This is a genomic window from Sporomusa sphaeroides DSM 2875, assembly GCF_001941975.2.
In the GTDB taxonomy this organism is placed as follows: Bacteria; Bacillota; Negativicutes; order Sporomusales; family Sporomusaceae; genus Sporomusa; species Sporomusa sphaeroides.
In genome coordinates this window covers 3,000,185-3,022,500 of record NZ_CP146991.1, presented here as the reverse complement: position 1 = coordinate 3,022,500, position 22,316 = coordinate 3,000,185, and the positions used below count along the sequence as shown (strand labels likewise).

General features: G+C 53.7%; 6 protein-coding genes and 3 tRNA genes. 8 read left to right on the top strand and 1 reads right to left on the bottom strand.

Features of this window, described 5'->3' with window-relative positions; all coding sequences use genetic code 11:
• Positions 1-105 precede the first annotated feature (105 nt).
• The 3 genes from SPSPH_RS14125 (at position 106) to SPSPH_RS14115 (ending at position 453) form a co-directional block, all read left to right on the top strand.
• Positions 106-181: transfer RNA gene (locus SPSPH_RS14125), tRNA-Asn, on the top strand.
• A 114-nt stretch (positions 182-295) separates the two neighbouring features.
• A tRNA-Met gene (locus SPSPH_RS14120) sits at positions 296-371 on the top strand.
• A 6-nt stretch (positions 372-377) separates the two neighbouring features.
• Positions 378-453 (top strand) — tRNA-His (locus tag SPSPH_RS14115).
• 202 nt (positions 454-655) lie between these two features.
• On the opposite strand, the gene SPSPH_RS14110 is transcribed toward SPSPH_RS14115, so the two are convergent.
• Positions 656-1,372, bottom strand: a complete 717-nt coding sequence (locus SPSPH_RS14110; protein ID WP_075756570.1) for a response regulator transcription factor — start codon at positions 1,370-1,372, stop codon at positions 656-658.
• A 127-nt stretch (positions 1,373-1,499) separates the two neighbouring features.
• On the opposite strand from SPSPH_RS14110, the gene SPSPH_RS14105 reads away from it, so the two are divergent.
• The 5 genes from SPSPH_RS14105 (at position 1,500) to SPSPH_RS14085 (ending at position 22,259) form a co-directional block, all read left to right on the top strand.
• Positions 1,500-3,140, top strand: a complete 1,641-nt coding sequence (locus SPSPH_RS14105) for an ATP-binding protein (protein WP_075756571.1) — start codon at positions 1,500-1,502, stop codon at positions 3,138-3,140.
• Between the two features lie 328 nt (positions 3,141-3,468).
• Positions 3,469-3,849 (top strand): hypothetical protein, encoded by a 381-nt coding sequence (locus SPSPH_RS14100; protein ID WP_083945604.1) that lies wholly within the window; start codon positions 3,469-3,471, stop codon positions 3,847-3,849.
• A gap of 45 nt (positions 3,850-3,894) precedes the next feature.
• Positions 3,895-4,875, top strand: a complete 981-nt coding sequence (locus SPSPH_RS14095; protein WP_075756572.1) for a helix-turn-helix transcriptional regulator — start codon at positions 3,895-3,897, stop codon at positions 4,873-4,875.
• A gap of 290 nt (positions 4,876-5,165) precedes the next feature.
• Complete coding sequence (locus SPSPH_RS14090) at positions 5,166-6,806, top strand: ShlB/FhaC/HecB family hemolysin secretion/activation protein (RefSeq protein ID WP_075756574.1); 1,641 nt, start codon at positions 5,166-5,168, stop codon at positions 6,804-6,806.
• Between the two features lie 21 nt (positions 6,807-6,827).
• Positions 6,828-22,259 (top strand): leukotoxin LktA family filamentous adhesin, encoded by a 15,432-nt coding sequence (locus SPSPH_RS14085; RefSeq protein ID WP_075756575.1) that lies wholly within the window; start codon positions 6,828-6,830, stop codon positions 22,257-22,259.
• Positions 22,260-22,316 lie beyond the last annotated feature (57 nt).

The window sequence follows — 22,316 nt, the reverse complement described above, 5'->3', positions numbered from 1 at the left end:
TCCTCGTTTGCACAAGTGCAAACATCAATAAAACCTAATGCGTAGTCTTTCTTTTGTGAAGTTTTTAGGGAACATGCATTCACGAGATGTTTACCTAAAAAACATTCCTCGATAGCTCAGTTGGTAGAGCAATCGGCTGTTAACCGATCGGTCGTAGGTTCGAGTCCTACTCGAGGAGCCATATTTAGTTTTGGAGAATGATAATTAGGAAGTTCTTCGCTACCGCTCAGAACTAAGCGATTCACGCAAGTTCTAGCGTCGCGTTGCTCCTAATAACTTGGTTCTCTGCTTATATCGCGGGATGGAGCAGTTGGTAGCTCGTCGGGCTCATAACCCGAAGGTCGTAGGTTCAAGTCCTACTCCCGCAACCAATTATGGTGGCTGTGGTGAAGTGGTTAACACGCCGGATTGTGGCTCCGGTATTCGAGGGTTCGATCCCCTCCAGTCACCCCATATAAGGAATGTGACACATAGAACATTTAATTTGCGTCATCCTTTAGGATGATGCAAATTTTTGCGTAAGCAAAAAGGTTTAAGACCTAAAATTAGAATGTATTTCAATACGCGGCCCAAACGCCCCCTGTTGTAGTTTCTATCCTACAACAGGGGGCGTTTTGTCATGAGAAGTCAGCCGAGGGTATTGGTTTAAAAAGAATCAGTTATACCTTTGATCAAGAAATACATAGCCGCGTTTTTTCATTGTTTTTATGTACTTTCGAGTATCATTCTTTTCCAGCTTTTTTCGCAAATTACTGACGTGAACCATAACGGTTCGTATATCTCCCAGACTTTCGCTCTGCCATACCTGTTGATAAAGCTCTTCGCATGAAATGGGTTTGCAGGGGTGCTTTAACATATATAGCAAAATATTAAATTCAATTGGAGAGAGCGGAAGCTCCTGCTGGTGTTTGTAAATAATTTTTTTTTCCATATTGACAACAAAATCTCCGGTGGATAATTCCGCTGCAGCAGTATTGACGGTGCGGCGTTCCAGTTCCACCCGCCGCAGCATGGCTCTGACACGAGCGACCAGCTCCTTGGGATAAAAGGGCTTACGGATATAATCATCCCCGCCAACGGTAAGCGCGCGAAGGACTTGTTCTTCCTCATCAAGGCAACTGACGAACAGAATGGGGCAGGAACGGGTTTTGCGTATGTGCAGACAAAGCTCAGTTCCGCTTTGATCGGGAAGCATGATATCCAGCAGTATCAAATCAATGTCAGTGCATTCCAGTTGGCGGATAGCCTCGGCTCCGTCAGCGGCAGCGCTTACGCAATAACCGGCATTGCCGAGGTATAGGCTGATAATTTCAACGATATCAGGATCGTCATCGACAACAAGTATAGCATTCGTTTTTACGCCGTTAGCCATGGCAACTGGTTACCACCCTTTCATGATTGTTATTTTTATTGTATCATGTTCATGCCGGTAAAAAAAGGTGGGCATGGGCCGTTTCTTCTGATATGGTATAAACAGTGAAATTGAGAGGAGCAGGAGCATGAAAAAACTGCTGATAATGATAGTCTTGTGCTTGTTGCTTGCCGTCAGTCTGGTCCCGGCATCGGCACTTGCGGCTGTCCAGGAGGTACAAAGCGATAAGATAGAATTGAAACTTTCACTGTTCACCCGTGAGGAGCAGGATTGGATCCGGGCTCAGCAGAACAAGGTGTTTTATGTGGGAGTGGCCCAGGATTATATTCCGATTGAATACCTGGATGAACGGGGACGACCGCGCGGTATGGGAGTGGAATTGCTACGCAAGATACATCAGTTGACCGGGTTGAGGTTCAGGCTGTATCAAAACAGCGCGAAAGAAACCTGGGAGGAAATATTACAAAGCACGGTGGAAAAACGGATAGACATACTTTCTACCGTATCGGTTACCCCGGAGCGTCAGGAATACCTGGAGTTCTCTGTTCCTTATATGGAGACAACTCAGGTTATCGTCGGTGATGTGGATACAAACCGGCTCTTTCGGGATGTTGCCCAGATTGAGGAAAACAGTACATTTGCCGTGCCCAGAGGCTATTGGTTTGTAGACATTATTAAGAAAGATATTCCCCAAGCAGGCATCATCTACGTGGATAATATGGAGGAAGCCCTGGAGTATGTGAGCAAAAAAAAGGCGGATTATACCATCTGTGAAATTCCGGTGTTTACCTATTACAAGGATCAGGGCATGTATCAAGAAATAAAAATAGTAGGTGAACTGAACGAAAAAAATCAAATATTTATTGGAACACGAAAAGATCTTAAAGAATTGATCCCCATTATAAATAAAGTCATACTACATATTAATTATGATGAAATATACGAAGCTTCCATGGTAATTCCGCGGAATAACAGGAAGGAAAGACGGCTTACGGCACTTGTCGTCTTACTGGGGATACTGCTCATCATTGTCATATATTATCTTTGGAGAACCATCCGGAAGCTGGTCCGGTCCAAGCAAGCAGCCGAAGAAGCTAACAATGATAAAACACGGCTAATGACCAATATTGCCCACGATTTGCGAACACCGCTGACGGTGATTCTGGGTTATGCGCAGGCTATGATGGAAGGGCAGGTGCAAAAGGAGGCTGATAAGGAGCGGTATATCCGGAAGATAAGTGAAAAGGTAACATATTTAAGTGCGGTCGTGGATGATTTTTTTCTTTTGGCAAGGCTGGAAGACAATAATCTGGCACTAAGGCAGGAACCGGTCAGACTGGACTGTTTCCTGCGTCAAATTGTCGAAGACGCGGAACTGAAGGCTCAGGCCAAACAAATACAAATTTCACTGCACGTGGCGGATGGAGCCGCCGTCTTTAAAAATGTCGATGGAGTCAAACTGTATCGGGCTATTGAAAATATTATGACCAATGCGATTGCCTATACTGGGCGAGGGGGGCGGATTGAGGTATCCGCTATACCGACAGTGGAGGGAAAGGTGGAGATTGCAATCAAAGATAATGGGCAAGGCATTGTTCCGGAAGAGCTTCCTCATATTTTTGAACGGTATTATAAAGGCGGGCAGGCCAGAAAAGAGGCAATTGGCCTGGGTCTCTACATTGCACGGGAAATTATACATAGGCATCAGGGTGAAATCAGAGCGGAAAGCGAACTTGGCAGAGGTAGCGTATTTTATGTGGTGCTGTAACAGGACCGCTTAATCTTTAAGATTTTTTTAGGTTTGTTTCGCAAGATCCTTTGTATAATATAAAGATAGGAGTGTATCGTAACCCGTGTAAATGGAATAATCAACCAGATTATTTAGGAAACTAAGGATGCATTTACTCATACTCAGGATAGTAGGGCAGTGCAGAGGTGCGGCCTGAGGGGGTATGCGGTTACGCGAAGCGGCGATACTTATTAGAGTGTCGCCTTTTTCATTGCCGCCTTGAAAAACCAAAACGATAAACCTTGTGGGTTGGGGCAGCGCCCCAATGACAGTTTAGGAAGCTTTGTTCTCAGGCATCAAAGGACTTATGGTAAAAGGAGCTATTGGTGCTATTATCGCATTGGCGCAATCGTCCGGGTTTGGTGCAATCGGCATGATTCTTGTAGTGATAGGTATTGTTGTTATTGCTGCGATTGTTATGGGTTCAGGCAATGCTCCCTTCTTTGCTGTTGCGGCCTTAATTCTCACTATAGCGGCAAAAATGTCGGTAGAGCCTGCGGTTATGCTGTTGCCCATGCATTTTGCCGCAAGTGTGGCCAGGGCTATTTTCCCGATTACACCTGTCATTGTAGTTTCTTCCGGTATGGTCGGGGTATCGCCTTTTGCTTTGGTGAAACGTACGGTCATTCCCATGGCCGGAGCCTTGCTGGTGATTATAGTTGCTAATTTTGTGCTTTTTTACAGATAGGCACCACCGATATTGACGTTCACATCTTTTAAGGAGGAAGATGCTGTGTCTGGTACAAAACCGTCAGAAAAGGATTCTTGTGTAGACATACTGTATAAACTGGCCGTTTCTTTAGCCGGTCAACTGGATTTGGACAAGTTGTTTTCAACCATTGTCAGTATCGGTTGTGAACTGGCAAAGACCTCCCATGTTTTTATCTACGCAGTTGACCGGGAAAAAGAAGTGCTTGAGCTGAGGGCCGGCACCGGTATCTATACCCATTATCAGGGCGTATTGCGCACCAAAGTCGAACCGTCTGTTTCCAGTGTTGTTTGGAATACGGGACAAATGCTGACAGTAAATAATCTGAGTCAATGGGCCGGCCGGGCTCAAGACCGGCCATACGGCTGGGACAGTGTCAAATCGATTTTGGGACTGCCGGTATATGCGGGGCATGAGGTCATTGCTGTCCTGGGGCTGGGTTTTGAGCAGGAAAAGCCGGAGCTTAGTGCTGGAAAAATTGAACTGTTACGCCATTTTGCCGTCCTGGCATCATTGGCGTTAAATAATGCCCGACTGTACGGTGAAGTGAAAACACAGCTTTCGGTGCAAAAGCAGATCAACAAGGAGCAGCAGGCCGTTATTGAGCAACAACTTAAGCTGTATCCGCGTGTTATCCAGGAAATAAATTTGGTGGTGAAAAACACACAAGGACTGCTTGGGAATATATTTAGGGGAGCGGAGCATTCCGGGTTGAATCACCGCCTGCGCCGGACTACACGGCACCATTTGACCGAAAATCGCCTTCAAGCCGACCAGGGGAAGGAGCAGAACCAACGGGGCAGACAGCAGGCGGAACCCCTTACCAGCCGTGAGCAAACCGTTCTTAGCCTGATCGCGGCCGGCTTATCCAATCAAGAGATCGCTGCTGAGATGAAAGTTACGGTTAATACGGTTAAAACCCATGTCAGCCGAATTCTGGCAAAACTGGGTGTGAGAAGCCGGGTTCAAGCTTTGGCTAAGGCCAGGGAAACGGGCTTGCTATAGCGGGTGTGTGGCAAGTATACCGGAAATCGAGCGATGATGGCGCATACAAAAAAAGCCTCCTTCCTGGTTGCGGAGGTATTTTTTGCCATACAGCAAAAATAACTGGAACCGGAGCACTGATTGGTTGTTGCGCTGCCGGTATGAATCATAAAGCTGCAGTAAAACCAGGATCATTTAGCCTGTTCATTGTAAAAAAGATACATTTTATCATTCTTTAGTGTGATGAAAATTTGCCAGCTTTTTGTCATACTGTAAATTATAGCAATAAAATATTTAAACCGGAGGCAGCTATGAAACAACGTATCCTACCAGTTATGGTTATTTTTATCGGATTTTCCCTGGCAAACTGCGCTTATGCCACATCTCTTGACAAGGGTAGTGATGCCGGCGTTATTCTCAATCAAAGCCGGGATTTTTTTCGCCGGCAGGAAATTAATCAGGAGTTGGAGGCGGAAAAAAACCGCCAGCGGGATGGAGCGGAGGTTGAAGACAGGAAGCCGGTTGAGGACAGCGGCGAGGAATTGCATTTTGAGTTAAAAGGCATTGAGTTCACGCCGTCAAAAATCCTGACATCCGAACAACTTACCGCCATCATCGAGCCCTATCTCGGAAAATCCATTTCCCTCAAAGACCTGTATGCCATTGTCGACGCGGTCAATGCCGTGTACCGGGATCAGGGCTATGTCACCTGCCGGGCGGGCTTGCCGCCGCAGACCGTTACCGGCGGCGTGGTCAAAATTGAACTCCTGGAAGGCAGTGTCGGTCAGGTGGAGATACAAAACAACGCCGATACTGCCGAACAATACATAAAAAACCGGCTGCCGCTGACGTCTGGCGACATTGTCAGCCTGCATGAGTTAAACCGGTCACTGCTGTGGTTTAACGGCACCAACGACGTGCAGCTGCGCATCCGGCTCAAGGCAGGCGCTGAACCGGGGACAACCGATTATGTCATTACCGCCTATGAACCGCGGCGCGAGCAAGTTTCCCTGTTTGCCGACAACGCCGGTTCTGAGACCAGCGGCCTGTGGCGGCAAGGCGCAAGCTACAGCAACCGGAGCGTAAGCGGTCAGCGCGATCAACTGGTTTTAGGCTATATGCGCAGCAAGGGAACCGATTCCGGCAGCTTCAGCTACAGCCTGCCTGTCAGCGACAAGGGAACCCGGCTGGGAGTAAGCTACAGCGCCAACAGCGTTAAAATAGTCAAAGGCGCATTACGTGAGCTGGATACGCGCGGCCACTCCAGCTTCTACGGTCTCAGCTTGAGCCAGCCCCTCAGCGTCAGCAAGGAACGCAAGGTGGAAGCAGGCCTGGACTTGAGCCGGCAAAACTCACAGACTGATTTTTTGGGACAGCGTTGGGTGGACGATGATATCGAGCGGTACAATCTCTCGCTGACGGTGACCGATTACGGTCAGCGTCAGGTGTTGTATCAACGGCATAACTACAGTTTCGGTACCTGGCGGGATATCAGCGATGCGGAGAAGCATTACGGGAAATATCAATTCAGCGGCATCGGCCAGATGGTGTATGGCGGTGGACAAATCCTGACAATCAGGCTCAGCGCCCAACTCAGCGGCTCCAATTATTTGCCGTCAGCCGAGCAGTTTTACCTTGGCGGCGTATACAGCGTCCGAGGCTACCGGGAAAATCTCATCGGCGCCGATAACGGTTATTCTTTGAGTCTGGAGTATGCCATACCGGAGCAGCGCAACCGGGAAATCTTTGTGTTCCTGGATGGCGGCCGGGTCAGCGGCGATAACGCTTTTGACGATCATATACTGGCTGCAGCAGGTTGCGGCTACCGGATTAATTTTGACAAAGACCTGTCGGCATCACTGACTCTGGGGCTGCCGCTTAGAAAAAGTATCAATGGCGAGCAGATTAGTAAAACCCGGCTGCATGTGATGATGAACGGACAGTTTAAATAGTACGGGAGAGGAGTGTGCGATATGAAATTTGCAAGAGCATTACTGCGGCTGGAGAAAAGAAAGGAAGCAGCGGAATTACGGCAAACTGAAACCAGGCAACGCCGGTTTTGGAGGAAAACGGCGGCTGTGACGACGGCTTTTACCTTTCTGGCCAATCCGTTGTCGGCGTTGGCAGCGGTTGTGTCGGGAGACGCCATTACGAAGGTTACCCAGAACGGCAACCGTTATGATGTGGAAACCAGCCGCCGCTACGGTCAGAATAATCAAAACGCTGTTAACGTATTCAATGAGTTCGGCCTGAACGCCAATGAAATCGCCAACCTCTACTTCGGCACGAAAGCTGATAACAGCGCCAATAATTTATTTAACTTTGTCAACGCCCGAATCGATGTCAACGGTACGGTCAATGCCATCAAAAACAATAAGATCGGCGGCAACCTGTACTTCCTCAGCAAGGAAGGCATGTTTGTCGGCGGCACGGGCGTCATCAACACCGGCTCGCTGTATGTCATGACACCGGCCGGCATGCTGGGCGATCCGCTGCATCCCGAGTATGGCTATAACTATGAAGCGCTGAAAGGCCAGTTTGCACAAGGGTTCGCGACAGAAGGCACGGAAGCCTATAAACGGGTTGTCGCCGCCAATATCCCACTAAATGCCGATGCTACCATCAGTGTGCTCGGCAAGATCAACGCGGTTAATAATATTGGTTTGTACGCACCCAAAATCGCCGTTGGCAAAAATCTGCTCGATGCGAATGCCGCTATAGCAACCGGCGCGGCTTTAAAAACAGGTGTTATTGATTTTACGGGGCTGGTCAATACCAACGGTTCGTCCGGCCTGACAGGCTCTGCTTTAACAGCCAGCCGCGATGCGGACAGCGGCGACATTGTCCTGGCGGCCAAGGCCGAGTACGCCAATACCCTGGATCAGGTATTTAATAACCTGGGCAATGTTCTGGGAGTTCCTGATATTAACGTGCCTAAGACGATCACCGCTTCCGTGGAAACCCATGGAACGATAGACGCCGCCCGTCACGCCAGGTTGACGGCTGAAGCGACCAACGGCAACTGGGATCTGGTACAGGAAAAGACCGCAGGCAGTCCCGCGGCGGACGCGGGCAATTTTGCTCAGACTGTGGCGAAAGTAAACGTCGCGGGTGTGATAAAAAGCGGTGGTGACACCGTGTTAAAAGCCGGTGCGAACAATACCTATGTGGATCAGGGAGCGGCTCTGAATACCCTCCTGCCCGCCCTGGGATATGTTACGAGTCCGCTGGGCGCCACTGTCATGATCCTTGGCAGCGAGGCTGACGTCACTATCGGTGCCTCAGGCAGCGTGACAGCGGCTGGCAATGTCGACATCGCCGCCGAGTCCAAGCTGGACGGAACGGCGGGTCTGAGCATGGACGGGCTCCAGCTTGTCAGCATCAGCGGCAAGATCCCTTCAGCCGGCGTAGCTTATGCCAAAACCGAAAATAGAGCCGGTATCACCGTAGATGGCGCGGTAAAATCCACCGCCGGTGATGTCAGTATTGCCGCGACGGCGGAGGAACTGGTCCGTACAACCGGAGCAGTCACCGCCAAAAAAGCCTTGTTTGCCGGCGATGCTCCCGGTCTGGTCACCGGCATTGCCATTACCGACAGTGAAAATCACGCTGTTGTCAACATTAACAACACCATCGATGCCGCCGGCGACGCAACGGTGACCGCCGACGCGCGCAATACGCTGGTTACCGCCGCTTCGGCGGGAGCCCCTGACGGCAGTATGGCGTCCGCGGCCGTTAATATCCTGTTGCACGACAGCTCGGCCCAGGTCAACGTCAACAAGACAATCACGGCCGGTAACGATCTGACCATCGACGCGACCAATACAATTCTTGAAAACACCGCGACGGCCAGCAACACCCATGGTGCGTCCAAGCTGAAGGCGGAAGTGATGCAAGCCGCCGATATTGGCGGCATTGGCAATGCCGCCAAAGGACTGATTCCGACCCCTATCATGGATTTTTTCGCGAACTTGAAAGGCGATAAGCCGCCGTCCGAACCGTCGCCGCTCGACAATCTGTTTTCAGCCGGGGCGGCTGCCGTCGTAGCTAAGGAGACGAACACAGCCGGTGTCAAAATTGCTAAAACCGCCGGCCTGCAAGCAACCGGCGATCTCAAGCTCAATGCCTCCGTATTGGTAGAGGATACGCACATGAGCTCCAGCGCCAAGACCAGCTCGTATAAGGAAGGCGCTACGAAGGATGTTGCCATTGCCGCCGCTGTGGTCTATGCCGGCATCGATAACAGCGCGACAGTGGAGATTGAAAGCCGTGACGCCAAAAGCGACGCGGTGAAGCTCAGCGGCAAAAATGTCAATATTACCAGCAGCACCCTGATGGAGTACAACCGGGTGGAACGGATGATACGGGATATAGAGCGGAGCGTTGACACCCTGGAAGAGGCCATTGCTGCGGTGAAAAAAATTGATTTAGACCAAATGGCGGAAGATAAAAAGCAGCAATGCCAGGCCCTGATCAGTGAGCTGGAAACGCTGAAGGACAGCCTATCAAGCTGTGCCGGTGCCTATACCGACGATTTTAAACAGGCGGTGAACAATCCTGATTCTGTCACCAAAGACAGTGTGATGGACGAAATCTTCAATACCGCAGCCGTTGGTCTGGGGGTTCTCAATCAGATCACCCAATTGCAGAACAGTTACACAGAACTGCTGAATGTGACCGACCCGGTTGTCGAGCCGTTCGCTAACGTCGTCAGCGGTGCTTTGGACATAGCGAGCAACGCGCTGGCCTTCGCCGAGCCCAATAACTATGCCAACTTTTCCGCCGGAGCCCGCGCCGCCGGCCAGACCGAGGCGTCAATCGCCGGTTCGGTCACCATTACCGACATTGGCCATACCAGCCGTGTCCTGATCGGCCGCAACGCCGAACTGCAAGCGACGAACAAGCTGGAGCTGGCGTCGGAAAACAAAATCGGCGATGTCAACATCACCGGCAAGACCCAGTTTTGGAAACCGGACGCTTCAGGCCCGGGCGTTGGTGTCGGCGGCAGTCTCAACTACCAGGACTTTGACACCAATTCGCTGGTGGCTGTAGCTGAAGGCGCATCGCTAAAAGGCGGTGATATCAAGCTAAGCTCCGACAATGAGATTTTCCATGTGGGCGCGATGCTGTCCGCCGGCAAGAGCGACGGCTCCGCCATTTCCGGCATGGTTTCCTTTACCAATGGAGAAAGCATCAACATGGTATCGGTCGATGACGAGGCGACTATAACGGCGGTAAAAGATGCGGCTGCAGGTAATCAGGGTGCCGTTCAAATCGCCGCTAACAATAACACCAGCGTAACCAATGCCATTCTGTCCTTCAGCGCTGCCGGCGGCAGCGCCGGTGTAGGCATGGGCGTAGCCGTCAATGACCTGGATGTGCGCAATATTGCCGCCGTTGCCGACAACGACGCCAAAAAAGCCGGCGGCATCGAGGTTGGCGAGCTTTTCGGCAGCAATTGGAGCGATTCGCTGAATGAATCCGGCAAAATTACGGCACATAGCTTTTCCATTGGCGCTGAAACGACCGGCCTGATCAATGCCATCAGCATGGCTGGCGGCATGACCTCAAGCGGCCAGGATGAACCCAAGGAAGAGCCCGGGTTTTTTGACAAATTAAAAACGCCAATTACGAAGATAGGAAATCTAAAGGATAAGGCGCTGGGCGGTATCAACCAGGTATCCAACAAGCTGCAGGGCGCTCTGAACAGCTTCAGCGGCAACTCGGCGCAGGGCGGCGGCGCCACCCCGCCGGCAGGAGCGGCAGCCGGTGTGCCATCGTTTAGTGTGGCTGGAGCGGGCAGTGTATCGCTCAACTTTATTGACAGCCAAACCAAGGCTGTGGCCGATGGCGCCAATATCGAGCTGTCCGGCGGTACAGCCAGTATTGAGGCGCGGGATTCCGCCTTTATCGGTGCCTGGAGCGGTGCTGCCGCCATCTCAAACCGCAAGCCGGACCCGAATGCGGGTGGCGGCAGTACAACCAGCGTGGCGTTCGCCGGTGCGGTCGGCGTCAACGATATTACCAGCAATACCGAAGCCCTGCTGGCCAACAGCAAGGTTGACGGAGCCGGCGCTATTGACGTGACGGCTGTCAGTGGCGGCACGCAGGCGGCAGCCGGTATTGCCGCTACGGTGACTAAAAACTCTCAGGGCATGAATAACTCCAACTATCAGGGTGGCGCTGCCGTGTCGGTTAACCTGCTTGAGCGCAGCGTCAATGCTAATATGAATAATGTCGAGGTCAATCAGCAGGCGGCTTCCGGCGGCACGGATATCGATGTGACCGCCTATGCCAGCGATGTGCAGGTTACCGGCGGCGTGAACGCCAATCTGGCCTTAAGCGGCGGCCAGGTGGCCGGCGGTTCGGTGACGGTAGCCGATATTAAAAATACTCTGAACGCCGGTATCAGCGGCGGCAAGTATGCGCATAGTGATGATGTCCAGGTGCAGAGCCTGCTGGCCACTACTCAGGTAACGGCGGCAATTGCTGCCGGTGTGGCAGCCGGCGGCAGCCAGACAAATAATGTATTCAGCGGTGCCGTAGTCTACAATGGACTGCATAACAAAGCCGCCGCCGTTATTGACGGGGCGGAGATCACCGCGAACGGTTCTGTCAATGTTCTGGCGCATGACGCTAAAGCAAATTCACTTGCCGCGAAAAAATACCAGGATAAGCTGGGCAGCTATTCGGATCATCAGCAGACAGCCGCTGCCCGCGGCCTGGATACCGATGGCAGCAGCTACTATAAGGATTTAGACACTAGCGCTGCCGATTCGGCCTTGGATCTCAATAACAACAAGCAAGACGGCAGCATGATTGTGACGGCGGCGCTGACTGTAGCCGGTTCAAGCGACAACGCCGTGGGTGCGGCGGTTAATGTCGGCAATATCAATAATGATTTCGGTGCTTCGATTAAAAATGCGAACATTGCAGCCGAATCCGTCGGCGCGACTGCTAACGCGGATACGCTGACCGTCAGTGCGGTCGGCGGCGTGGCCGCAGGAGCCAAAAACTTTGGCGGTATGGGCAGTGTGTCCTGGCAGACACTGACAAATGACGTGAAAGCGACAATCGAGCAGGGGACGCTGACAGCGGATTCGGTGAAGGTTAACGCCCGCAACGGCGCGCTGGCGGTCAACGCCGCCGGTCAGGTAACTGTCGGCAAAGGTGCCGCCGTTGGTGCGACGCTGGTTTATACCGGCATGGACAATACCACAGGCGCCTATATTAAGGGTAGTCAACTGGCGGCAGCCGATGCCGCGCAGGGGATTGACGTGACCGTCAATGCCGCCGGTACGGCGGCAATCTATGGCGTGGGTGCCAGCGTGGCAGCTTCACCGGACACTGCCGCTATCAGCGGCACAGTAGTCATCAATAGCGGCGGCAACAATACCGAAGCCGCTATCGAAAAAGACGGCGATACGCGCACCACACTGATAAACGCGGACGACATTACCGTCCATGCGGCAGATAAAACGAATGTAATGGCGGTAGTGGCGAATGTAAACGCTGCTGGTAAGGTTGCGGTTGGTGCGGGCGTTGCCTACAACGACATCGGCGGCGCTTCGTCCAATCCCGCTTCAGCCAAGCAAAAGGTTTCGGCGCGTCTCGAGCATGCCGATATTACCACTGTGCCGGATAGTGTGATTAAGGTAACCGCAGATGACCAGTCTAAGCTGCTGACCATGGCTGTCGGCGTTGGCGGCAGCGGCAAGGTCGCGGTGCAGGGTGCGGCGGCTACGGCGCTTGTCAATAAGAGTCTCAGTGCCGCGATGACTGATGTCAATATCGACAAGGATGCCGACGGCGCCGACCGGGCGACGGTCAAGGTCGCAGCCGACAACCAAAGCGATATTACCACCGGCGCTTATGTCGTCGCAGCCGCCGGGACAGCGGCAGTCGGCGCGGGTGTCAGCGTCAGCCGTATCCTGCAGGATACCGAAGCCGAGGTGAGTGGCGGCAAGCAAAATATTGCCGATCTGCTGGTTAGTTCCAAAGCGGCGCCGTCCATTTTCACGGTGGGCGTGGGCGGAGGCGCAGCCGGCACCGCCGGCATTGCCGGTTCCGTGGCTGTCAATACGATTGAAAACAATAACCGGGCCAAAATTAGCGGCGATGCCGTGATTACGGCCCAGAACAATATCGGCCTGCTGGCTGAGAGCGATGAACTGATCAGCAACTACGCGGGCGTGCTGACCATCGGCGGCACTGCGGCTGTTGGCGCGGCCGTCAGCGTCAATGACATTCAGGGCGATACCGTGGCTATGATTGAAGGCAATGGTACGGGCAAAACCAGGATTACGGCTCTGGGCAAAGCCGGTTCTGTCGACACGTACAGCCAAATCAAGGACGACGCAATTGTCGACGCGGTAATCACGGGCGAAACCTTTGATCCGACCGACAACCTAAAAGGGAAACGGCAGAAGGAGAGCAAAACCGGCATTGTTGTCGATGCTTCCGCTGCCCGCAATATCCGTTCCGCTCTGGCTAACCTGTCCGGCGCCGGTAACGTGGCCGCGGCTGTCACCGCCAATGTGAACACGATCGGCGGCAGCACCAAAGCCGGCATCAGCGATACGCTGATCAACGGCGGCTCCGGCTCATCTGCGGGCGGAAACGTCAGCGTCAGAGCCAGCGACTATACCAACAGCACCGGCTTTGTCGGCACAGCGGCCGGCGCCGGCAATGTGGCGGCAGGACTTTCTTCCGATACGAACATCGTTGACCGCGAGACCGTGGCGAAAGTCAGCGGTAGCGACATCAAAGCCGTTGACCTGGAGCTTGCAGCGATTGGAAAACAGGGGATATCCTCCTTTGGCGCCGGCGTAGCTGTGGCCGGACAGGGTGCGGGTATTGCCGGCACGGTGGGAGTGAGCGCCCTCAATGCGCGGACTGCCGCCGAACTGACGGACAGTACGGTGAAGGCAGGGGACGTGTCCGTCCGGGCCGAGCATCTGGGCCGCGTTAATCTGGGAACAGCGTCTGTCGGCGGCGCGGGCGTCGGGGCGGGTGTTGGCCTGGCGGTCGGCGTGACCAGCGATAAATCGGTCACTGAAGCCCTGGTCAGCAACAGCACAGTGACGAGCTCAGACAATATTGATGTCAGTGCTGACAACACTACTGAACTTAATACTTTAATCACCTCCTTCGGTGTGGCGGGACTGGGGGCCGGTGTGTCCGGCTCGGTATCGGTCAACAATATTGACAGCCGGGTGAAGGCTGGTGTAAACAATGCGTCTCTGACAGCAGCCAACGGTGACATTGATGTGGGCGCTGACAATACGATTCGCATCGATGCCAACACCGGCGGTGTAGCCGCCGGCGCGGCAGGTGTCGGCGCCAGCGTCAGTGTCAACACCATCGACAGCCAGGTGGAGGCCATGACAAACAATGCCAGCCTGACTGCAACTAACGGCAATATCGGCATCACTGCCGATGAAACACGCGACATCAGCCAGTTCGCCGTCAACGCGGCGGCAGGTATCGGCGCTCTGTCTGCAAATATCATGGTTACTAACGTTGGTAAGCAGTTGTCCACCGCCGGCGGCAGTGATGATGCAGCCAAAGCGGAAAAAGACGCCGCCGGGCAGGTTGACCGGGCTAATTCGGTTTACGGCAGCGGTGATATTCTGGCAGGTGATTTCGGCGCCAGAAATACCGGTGGCTCTGCTGTAAAGCAGAGTGATCTCGCCGTCAACGCCGGCAAAGGAAAAGACAACGGTTCCATGATCAAGGCCGGGGTCAGCGGCGGTTCACTCACTGCCGGCGGCGACATTGTGGTCAAAGCAATAGAAACTGATGACATCGACATTAACAGCGGTAACATCGCAATCGGCGGCATCAGCGTCAACGCCTCTGTCGGCATTTTGAACGTGCACCGTAACACCCGGGTTGAAATCGATGACGCGGCGCTGACAGCGGCCCGAAATATCCATGCCCAGGCACTGGTACAGGACGGAGGCGCCGGCACCAGGATGAATATGCTTCAGGGTACGGCAGGCGTCTTTGGTGTGAGCGCCGGTTATGCGAAGCTGGCTACTCATGGCTCGGGCAGTGTCGACATCCGTAACAGCAGCCTGCAGGCTAACGGTCAGGACGGCATCACGGTGGAAGCAAAAGATCAGGGCAGCACCGAAATCAACGCTTTGGGCCTGACGGCCGGCCTGGTCGGCGCCGGTGTCATCATTACCGACGCTGCCAACGACAGTAGCGTAGCCGTCAATATTGACAAAAGCAGTTTTACCGCAAAAAATACGAGCGTTACCGCCGACAAAGCCAACTCCGTTACGGCCAATGCCGTCGGCGGCGTGGTCGGCTATACGGGCGCGCTGTCCGGCGTCGTCGCCATGGCTGATGATAAAGGTGTCAGCAGTGTAACCGTGAAGAACGGATCAGAATTTAGCGGCGACTCGGTGGCGCTGACTGCGCAAAACGCGCCGGCGGTTAAGGCCAATGCCGGCAGTGCGGCTGTTTCTCTCGCCGGGGCGGGCGGTGCTTCTGTGGCTGTCGCCAAGGCGGCCGGCGGCGCCAATCTGCACGTCCTGGGCGCCAACAGCTTCCAAAATGATACAGTCAGCTTTAATGCCGGCATTGGCACCCAGACAGGCAAAGCCACAGCTCAGGCCGATGCGGCCGGTCTGGCGGCAGCCGGTCTCCTCGGCGTCGGTGTCAACAGCAGTTATGCCGGGAGCGCCATGAATGTCGAGGTAACGGTAGATAAGCAGGACTATAAAAACAATACGGTATTGACAATTTCCGGTCATAACGAGACCAAACAAAAGGCAGAGACCAAGGGTCTCACCATTGGCGGCGTGCTGGCTGCCGGCAGCAACAAAGCCGAGACTGTCAGTTCCGGTTTGACGGTGGTTAACGCCAAGGGTGCAACCGCCGGCAGTGTGACGGTGAACGCCTTCGGTACGGCCGACAACACCGCTGTTGCCGGCGGCAGCGGCGGCGGCTTGATCAGCGCGGGGGCAACATTCGCCGACAACACCATGACAAGCGATACTATTGTCAATCTGAGCGGCGACTGGACGGTTGCCGGCAGTCTGTCAGCCAACGCGGTACAGCAGGATAGAGCTAACCTCAACGCCGATTCGGTGCAGGCCGGCTTGGCGGCGATCAACGGCGCGCAAGCTACGAACACGATCGGCAACAAGAGCAAGGGGACCGCGGTTAACGTCCTGGATGGAGCGAAACTGACCGCCGGTGACATCGGCCTGACGGCCAGAAATAATATGACCGTTAATGACCGCTATGCGTATATGGTCGAGGGAGCGGGTTATGGCGGCATTGCCGTTCAGAACGCGACTGCTGAGAATACCATCACTAGAAGCGCGGCAGTCAATGTCGGCAGCGCCGCTCTCGCGGCCCGGACCGGCGGCCTGACGCTTGCGGCGCTGACAGAAGGAAACGTCAACAGCAAGGCCAGCATGAAGACCGGCGGCCTGGTCGCTGTTGTTACGGCGAAGAATACCAATACCATGAACGTAGATAATGCGGTGAATCTGGCAGCCGGTTCTCAGACGGAAACCAAGAAATTTGGCGAGAGCGTGACACTGGCGGCCAGCGATTCATTAGACGTCACGGCTGCAGCCATTGCCGACAATGAAGGCGGAGCGGCCGGCGGCAGCGCCGCCAACATGACCAATACCCTCAAGCGGGCCAACACGGTTCAGGTGGCCGGTGCCATTCGCAGCATGGGCGACACCAACCTGTACGCCGGCACCCGGACGGACGGAACCAAGGGTGTGCTGAATCTGGACGTGGCAGCCGAGGCGTATAATAAGAGCGTTATTCCGGTCGCCGTACCCAGCCTCACGAACATAAACAGGCAGCAAAACCGTGTTCTGGTCACCGGCAGCGGTATAGTCGACAGTGTACGGCACATCAATCTGGCCGCCAATCAAGGCAAGGAATATGTGGCGGAAACGACAGCCACCTATACCTGGTATGAAGGTGAGGACACTGAAAAATCGTTTACTGGTACAGCGGCCGGCAAGGACAGCCGGAGCAAGCAGAGCGATAATTACGTCCAGCTCGACGGCAAGCTGACCGCCGGCACGCAGAACAAGCTGACCGTCACCGTTGATGGCAGGGTGGCACCGCCGGGCGGCACAATCAGCGGCGGTGATGTCGGTCTGAATATTACCGTAGACAGCGGCAACGCTGAACAGGATGCGGCGATTCAGGCGCAGATCAAACAAGGCACGCTTGATTACGGTAAGGAATTGTATGCGCGCTATCAAGCGCTAAGTCAGTTGATAACGGAATATGAAGGCAAGATCAATGGCGGCGGCGACGACCTTGCCGCATATGTCGGCTATACGGCGGAACAAACGCGCATTTTCAACCAAATGAAGGATTTAGGACTGGTCAGTAAGGAAACGGTCACGGTGAACGGCCAGACGGTAACAGTGGAAAAGGTCCGGGAGAATTTTACCGTTAATGCAGTGGAATTACCTGACCTGGCGGCCTCCGGCGGTAATATCGTGATCGACGCCGACAATATGACCGGCACCGGCAGCCTGGCGGCACAGGGATCGCCGCAGATCGACATTACCAATAATTCGACCTATTATATGAAGATCAATGATGTGATCATCGGCGAAAAGGGCGGCGAAATCAAATTCAATAACAACAGCATTACTGCCAATGCCAACGCGTCGATCCAGGCTTTGAACAAGGATCGGACGAAACAGGTGGCTTATGGCGGCGTACAGGCTGATGGTCCCAGCGGTGAGGCGGGTATCTCGATTAAGAGCAACTGGAACACTAATCTGAACGTTACTTATATCGATCCTGATGATCATACCAGCGAGACCATATCCGTAAAACCGCTGACAACAATCGAAGTCAACGGTGCGGTCGAGAATATGTACGGACGGGTTACGATTGATAACGCCGGCGGCGACATTCTGATTCAGGGCAAGACAGAAAAAGACAACGCATCGGTGCAGGGCAGGGAAATTGTGCTGTCTGCTGCCAACGGCTCGATCACACAGGGGTATATTGACGGTATCGTCAATATCGGCAGCTCGCCGGAAGCCGACTGGAAGAGCACCTATGAGGGCCTCCGGGCAAAATACCTGGCTGACGGCTATGACCTGACCAATCCAAAGCATGAGGTGCAAACGAACAACACTGCTAAAGGCGGTGGGGGAAGCTGGGTTGCGGGCGACGCGGTATATATCAATGCCGCCAGTATCAATGTGAACGGCACTATTCAAAGTGGTTATGACACCTATCAGGCGACGATTAATCAGGCAGAGCTGAACGCCGCTAAAAACGCCAGCCCGACCGGTTCCAAAGCGGTAGTCATCAACGGTGAGACCCTGATAAAGATCAATAACGGCAACCGCTCGGTCTATGACTCCGTCAGCGGCAAATATATCTATGAAGTGCAGGCATACTACAATCCCCGCACCGGCAAGATTGTCGTCGACGATATTGCGACCAAGGGCGGGCAGGTGCATCTGACCGGCCGCATTGCCAGTACCGGCAACGGCAAGATTACGGCGCTGGACGGTGGTGCAACAATCAATATCGTCAATAACGCCAATGCTGATCTGCAGGTAGGCAATGTCCTGAATAATAATATCGAAGGACTTATTAAGATCACCGATCTGAATACCAATAAGGTGACGGAATATACCCGGACACAAACCAAGGTCAGCGACCTGTTCGGCAAAAATTCTCAAACCAGCGGTGCGTCTTCCACCTACCAGGTCAAGAACGGGCTGCGCTACAACTGGACGGAAGGCTCGGCCACACAAACTGAAAAGACCTATCAGCGCGATATCAAAGCCGGCTTGTGGGGACTGGTGGAGGTCGGTGACTATACGGCATTGGCGGAATACGAAAAGGAATCGAATTTAAAAGCTGAAAAACCCGGCACCAAGCGGAATAAACTTACCGGCGCATTCATTGAGACCGTCCCGGAAGCAGGCAATACTGAATACGCGTTGATCTTTGACAATGTCATTACCAACCAGAGCCGTTCGAAAGTGGAATCGTGGAAGTCTAGCAGCGGTTTTTTGGGCTGGTTCAAATGGAACCACTACCGCTGGTCGGTAAAGACCGGTTCATCGCAGACGTACCTGAACAGTGTTAAAGCCGACAAGGCCATCAATATCGGCTTCATCGGGGAAACCGACGGCAAAATCAATATCACCGGCAAGCAGAACGTCGAACTGATGGGCGATATCCGCAATAACAGCTCTGCTGCTACGATGGAAATCATATCCGGCAAGAACAATGCGTTTGGCGCGATTACCCAGAGTAATGGCACCCTCTTTGGCGACAACATCAGGCTGGGTGCTGACAACGGTATTAACAACATACACATTACCTCGCTGAGCGACACGGTTCGGCTGGATGCGAATAATACCACAACCGGCAATATTGATATCCGCGTTGACGGCGGCTGGCTCAATAACCAGCAGTTTAAGGGCAATATCGATCTGGCGCGGGCCATCAACACCGGCAGCGGCGATGTCAGTCTGACAGCCCGCGGCGATATCACGCAGCAGGGCACAAACCTGACGGTGCAGGGCAATCGCATCGACTTGGCCAGCGACAACGGACAGATTGGCACAGACACCCGGGCGCTTGTCATCCGGGGCGGGCAGAACGCTCACGGCGGCGACAGCCTGTCAGCCAGCGTTAACGTGGCGGCCCAGGGGGACATCAATTTGATTCAGGATCAGGGCAACCTGCGTGTCGGTATCATCGACTCCACCGCAGGTGATGTGACGCTGACAGTCAATGACGGCAGCTTTGTCGACGCGCTGCCGTCCGGCGCGGCGGTCAGCCAGACGGCAGCCGACAAGAAGATTCAGAAATGGAAGGACCTTGGCCTGATCGCGGGCGACGGCGCCTTCACGGAGAAACGGGTACAGCAGGCTGCCGGGTATAAGAGCGGCGTTGAAGCTGATTACCGGACATACCAGGAGCAAAAAGCCTATTACGCCAGCCATGCGGACCAGCAAGCCGGCCCTGCCTATGCGGCGTATCTGGAACTGGATGCGAGATTTCAGGACTTCGCTTCCGCCGATGCGTATCTGGCGGCCGATGCCAAGTATCAGGATATGAGCAGAGCCTTGACCGCCGCCGATTATCAGTGGACGCAAGACCAACTGCTGTACGCGCTGCAGGACGCTATGATCAACAAGGAGGGCGGCAGTACCCAGACCGAAATCAAAGCCGCCAATATCAATGGCAACAATGTTACTCTGACGGCGCATCAGGGAGGCATCGGCATTGATACAGGCGCGGTAACGATCACGGATTTCACGAATGTCGATAATTTGAAACAGTTGGTCAACGCCGACGCCAGCGATGTGACCTGGACGAAAAATGCCGACGGCAAATTTACGTCAGCCACGATCAACGGCAAAAGCCCGCTGGGCGTCCACACCAGAAACAACGGTGTCCTCAACGCTGTCGCCAGTGATAATGTCTATTTGGCCGGCCGCACCGAAGGGCAGGACACTCCGCTCTTCATCGATAAGGTAACGACCGGCGGTAATATCCGTGTGCTGGGTAAAGCCGGTGTCTACAGCGTCAATACCGATCCGGCTTCGCCGAATTTCAACGGCAAGGATTTAATCCTGGAGGGTGGCACCGCTGACATTGGCATGGTTGACAACGCGATCCGGACGGTCTTGTCCGGCCAGCTCACGGCTCGCACCGACGGCTCGGCCTATATCCGTGATTTGTCCGGCGGCGGTTTTACCATCGGCTCTATATATACGGGCCAAAACTTATGGCTGCGTTCAAATGGTTCTATCACCAGCTTCTACAATACGCTTGATCCAAGCGATCCTCTGAACCTGGGGCGCATCACCGCGCAAAACATTGACATTATTTCAGGTGGTGATGTGGGTACGGCTGCGCACGGCCTGCGCATCACCAATTTCGCGGCTGATAAGGCTGATACGGCACAAATCAGTGTCACCGGCAGCAATGTATATCTGGAAGGCACTACCGCCCACGGCGAGGCGGACGGCGTACTTGTTCTGACTGACGTGACTGCTACCGCTGCCGATGGTGTTGTTAGTGCGACTAGCACGGACAATATCGTCCTTGCCGGCGATCTCACGGCAGATCATCAGGTTGTGCTGCAGGCAGGCCGCAAGGTGTCGCCGAATCTAGTTGTTACCCAGGGCGAAGGAGATATCCGGCAGACAGGCGGTACAGTGACAACAGACATTCTCGCCGCAACGGCAGGAACCGGCATTGATATTAGCGCTGCCGGCAATACGATGAACCGTTTGATTGCCGAAAATGACCGGAATGACATCTCTGTTCGCAATTCCGGCGCTAATGGCCTGACTGTTGATGTGAATAAAGCCAACGCCGGCTCGATCGTCATTGAAAATCAAACCGGTATGCTGAAGGTGAATACGGCGCTTGAGGCCACCGGCGCCGACAGCGATATCAGACTCGCCAACCGAAACGGCGGCATTGTGTTTGAGGATGTAACCGCTGACCGGAAAGTTGATATTCAGGTTACGCAAGAGGGCGATATTACCGGCAAGGATGTCAAGGCAGTCAATGATACGCTGACCGTTCATACGATCAAGGGCGATATTGACCTTGGCAATGTCTACGCCGGCAAGACTGCCGCGGTTGGATCGGATGACGGTTCGGTTACCATGTTCAGCATTGACGGTGAAAACGTTGTGATCCGCGTGAAAAATAAAAACCAGAATCTGCATGTACCCAAGATTACTGCTGCCAAAGATATCATCATCAGCAGCAACGCGATTGATATTGACCAGCTTACCCAGCGCGAGGGCTATGACAATATGCTGCTGTTCCGGCCGCAGGCAGCTGATCCCAATTCGCCGATGGAATACTTTAATATCGGTGAGATCAGTACCCGCAACGGTCTGCAGATTGATCAGCTTTGGGCGAAGCGGGCTGATATGCATGTCGATTCCAACCGTTTTTATATTGACAAACTCAGCATCATCGATGTCGGGCATTTCAGTAATGCTAATACGACGGTCACGGTGTACGGCTCCAGACCGGTTTTCGACAACGCCAATGTCCATTTCTGGTACAATCCGGAGCGGCGTGATCCCTGGATGTATCTGAATTTTATGCGGGATAACCACACTCTGGAGAGCAATGGCGTTCTGCTTCGCGGTGACAATTCCTTTTATACCTACTGGCAGCGTCCCAGCAGTGTGGAAGAAATGACCGACCGGATGCAGCGGCAGATGAGCCGGGACAACTGGCTGCTGCTGCAGTATATGCGCGAACCGGCGTCAGTCTATGGTCATTATGGGAGGTTTAATCTGCTGGATATCAACCTGAGCGGTTTGCCGCAAACGCGGCCGCTGACTCTGCAACCGGGCAGTGAAGACGGCGAAATTCAACTTAGCTTGTTCTAATTTATGGTCAAATGCCGGCCGGGGAATTTTTCTCAGCCGGTAAATCCTAATCCTGAG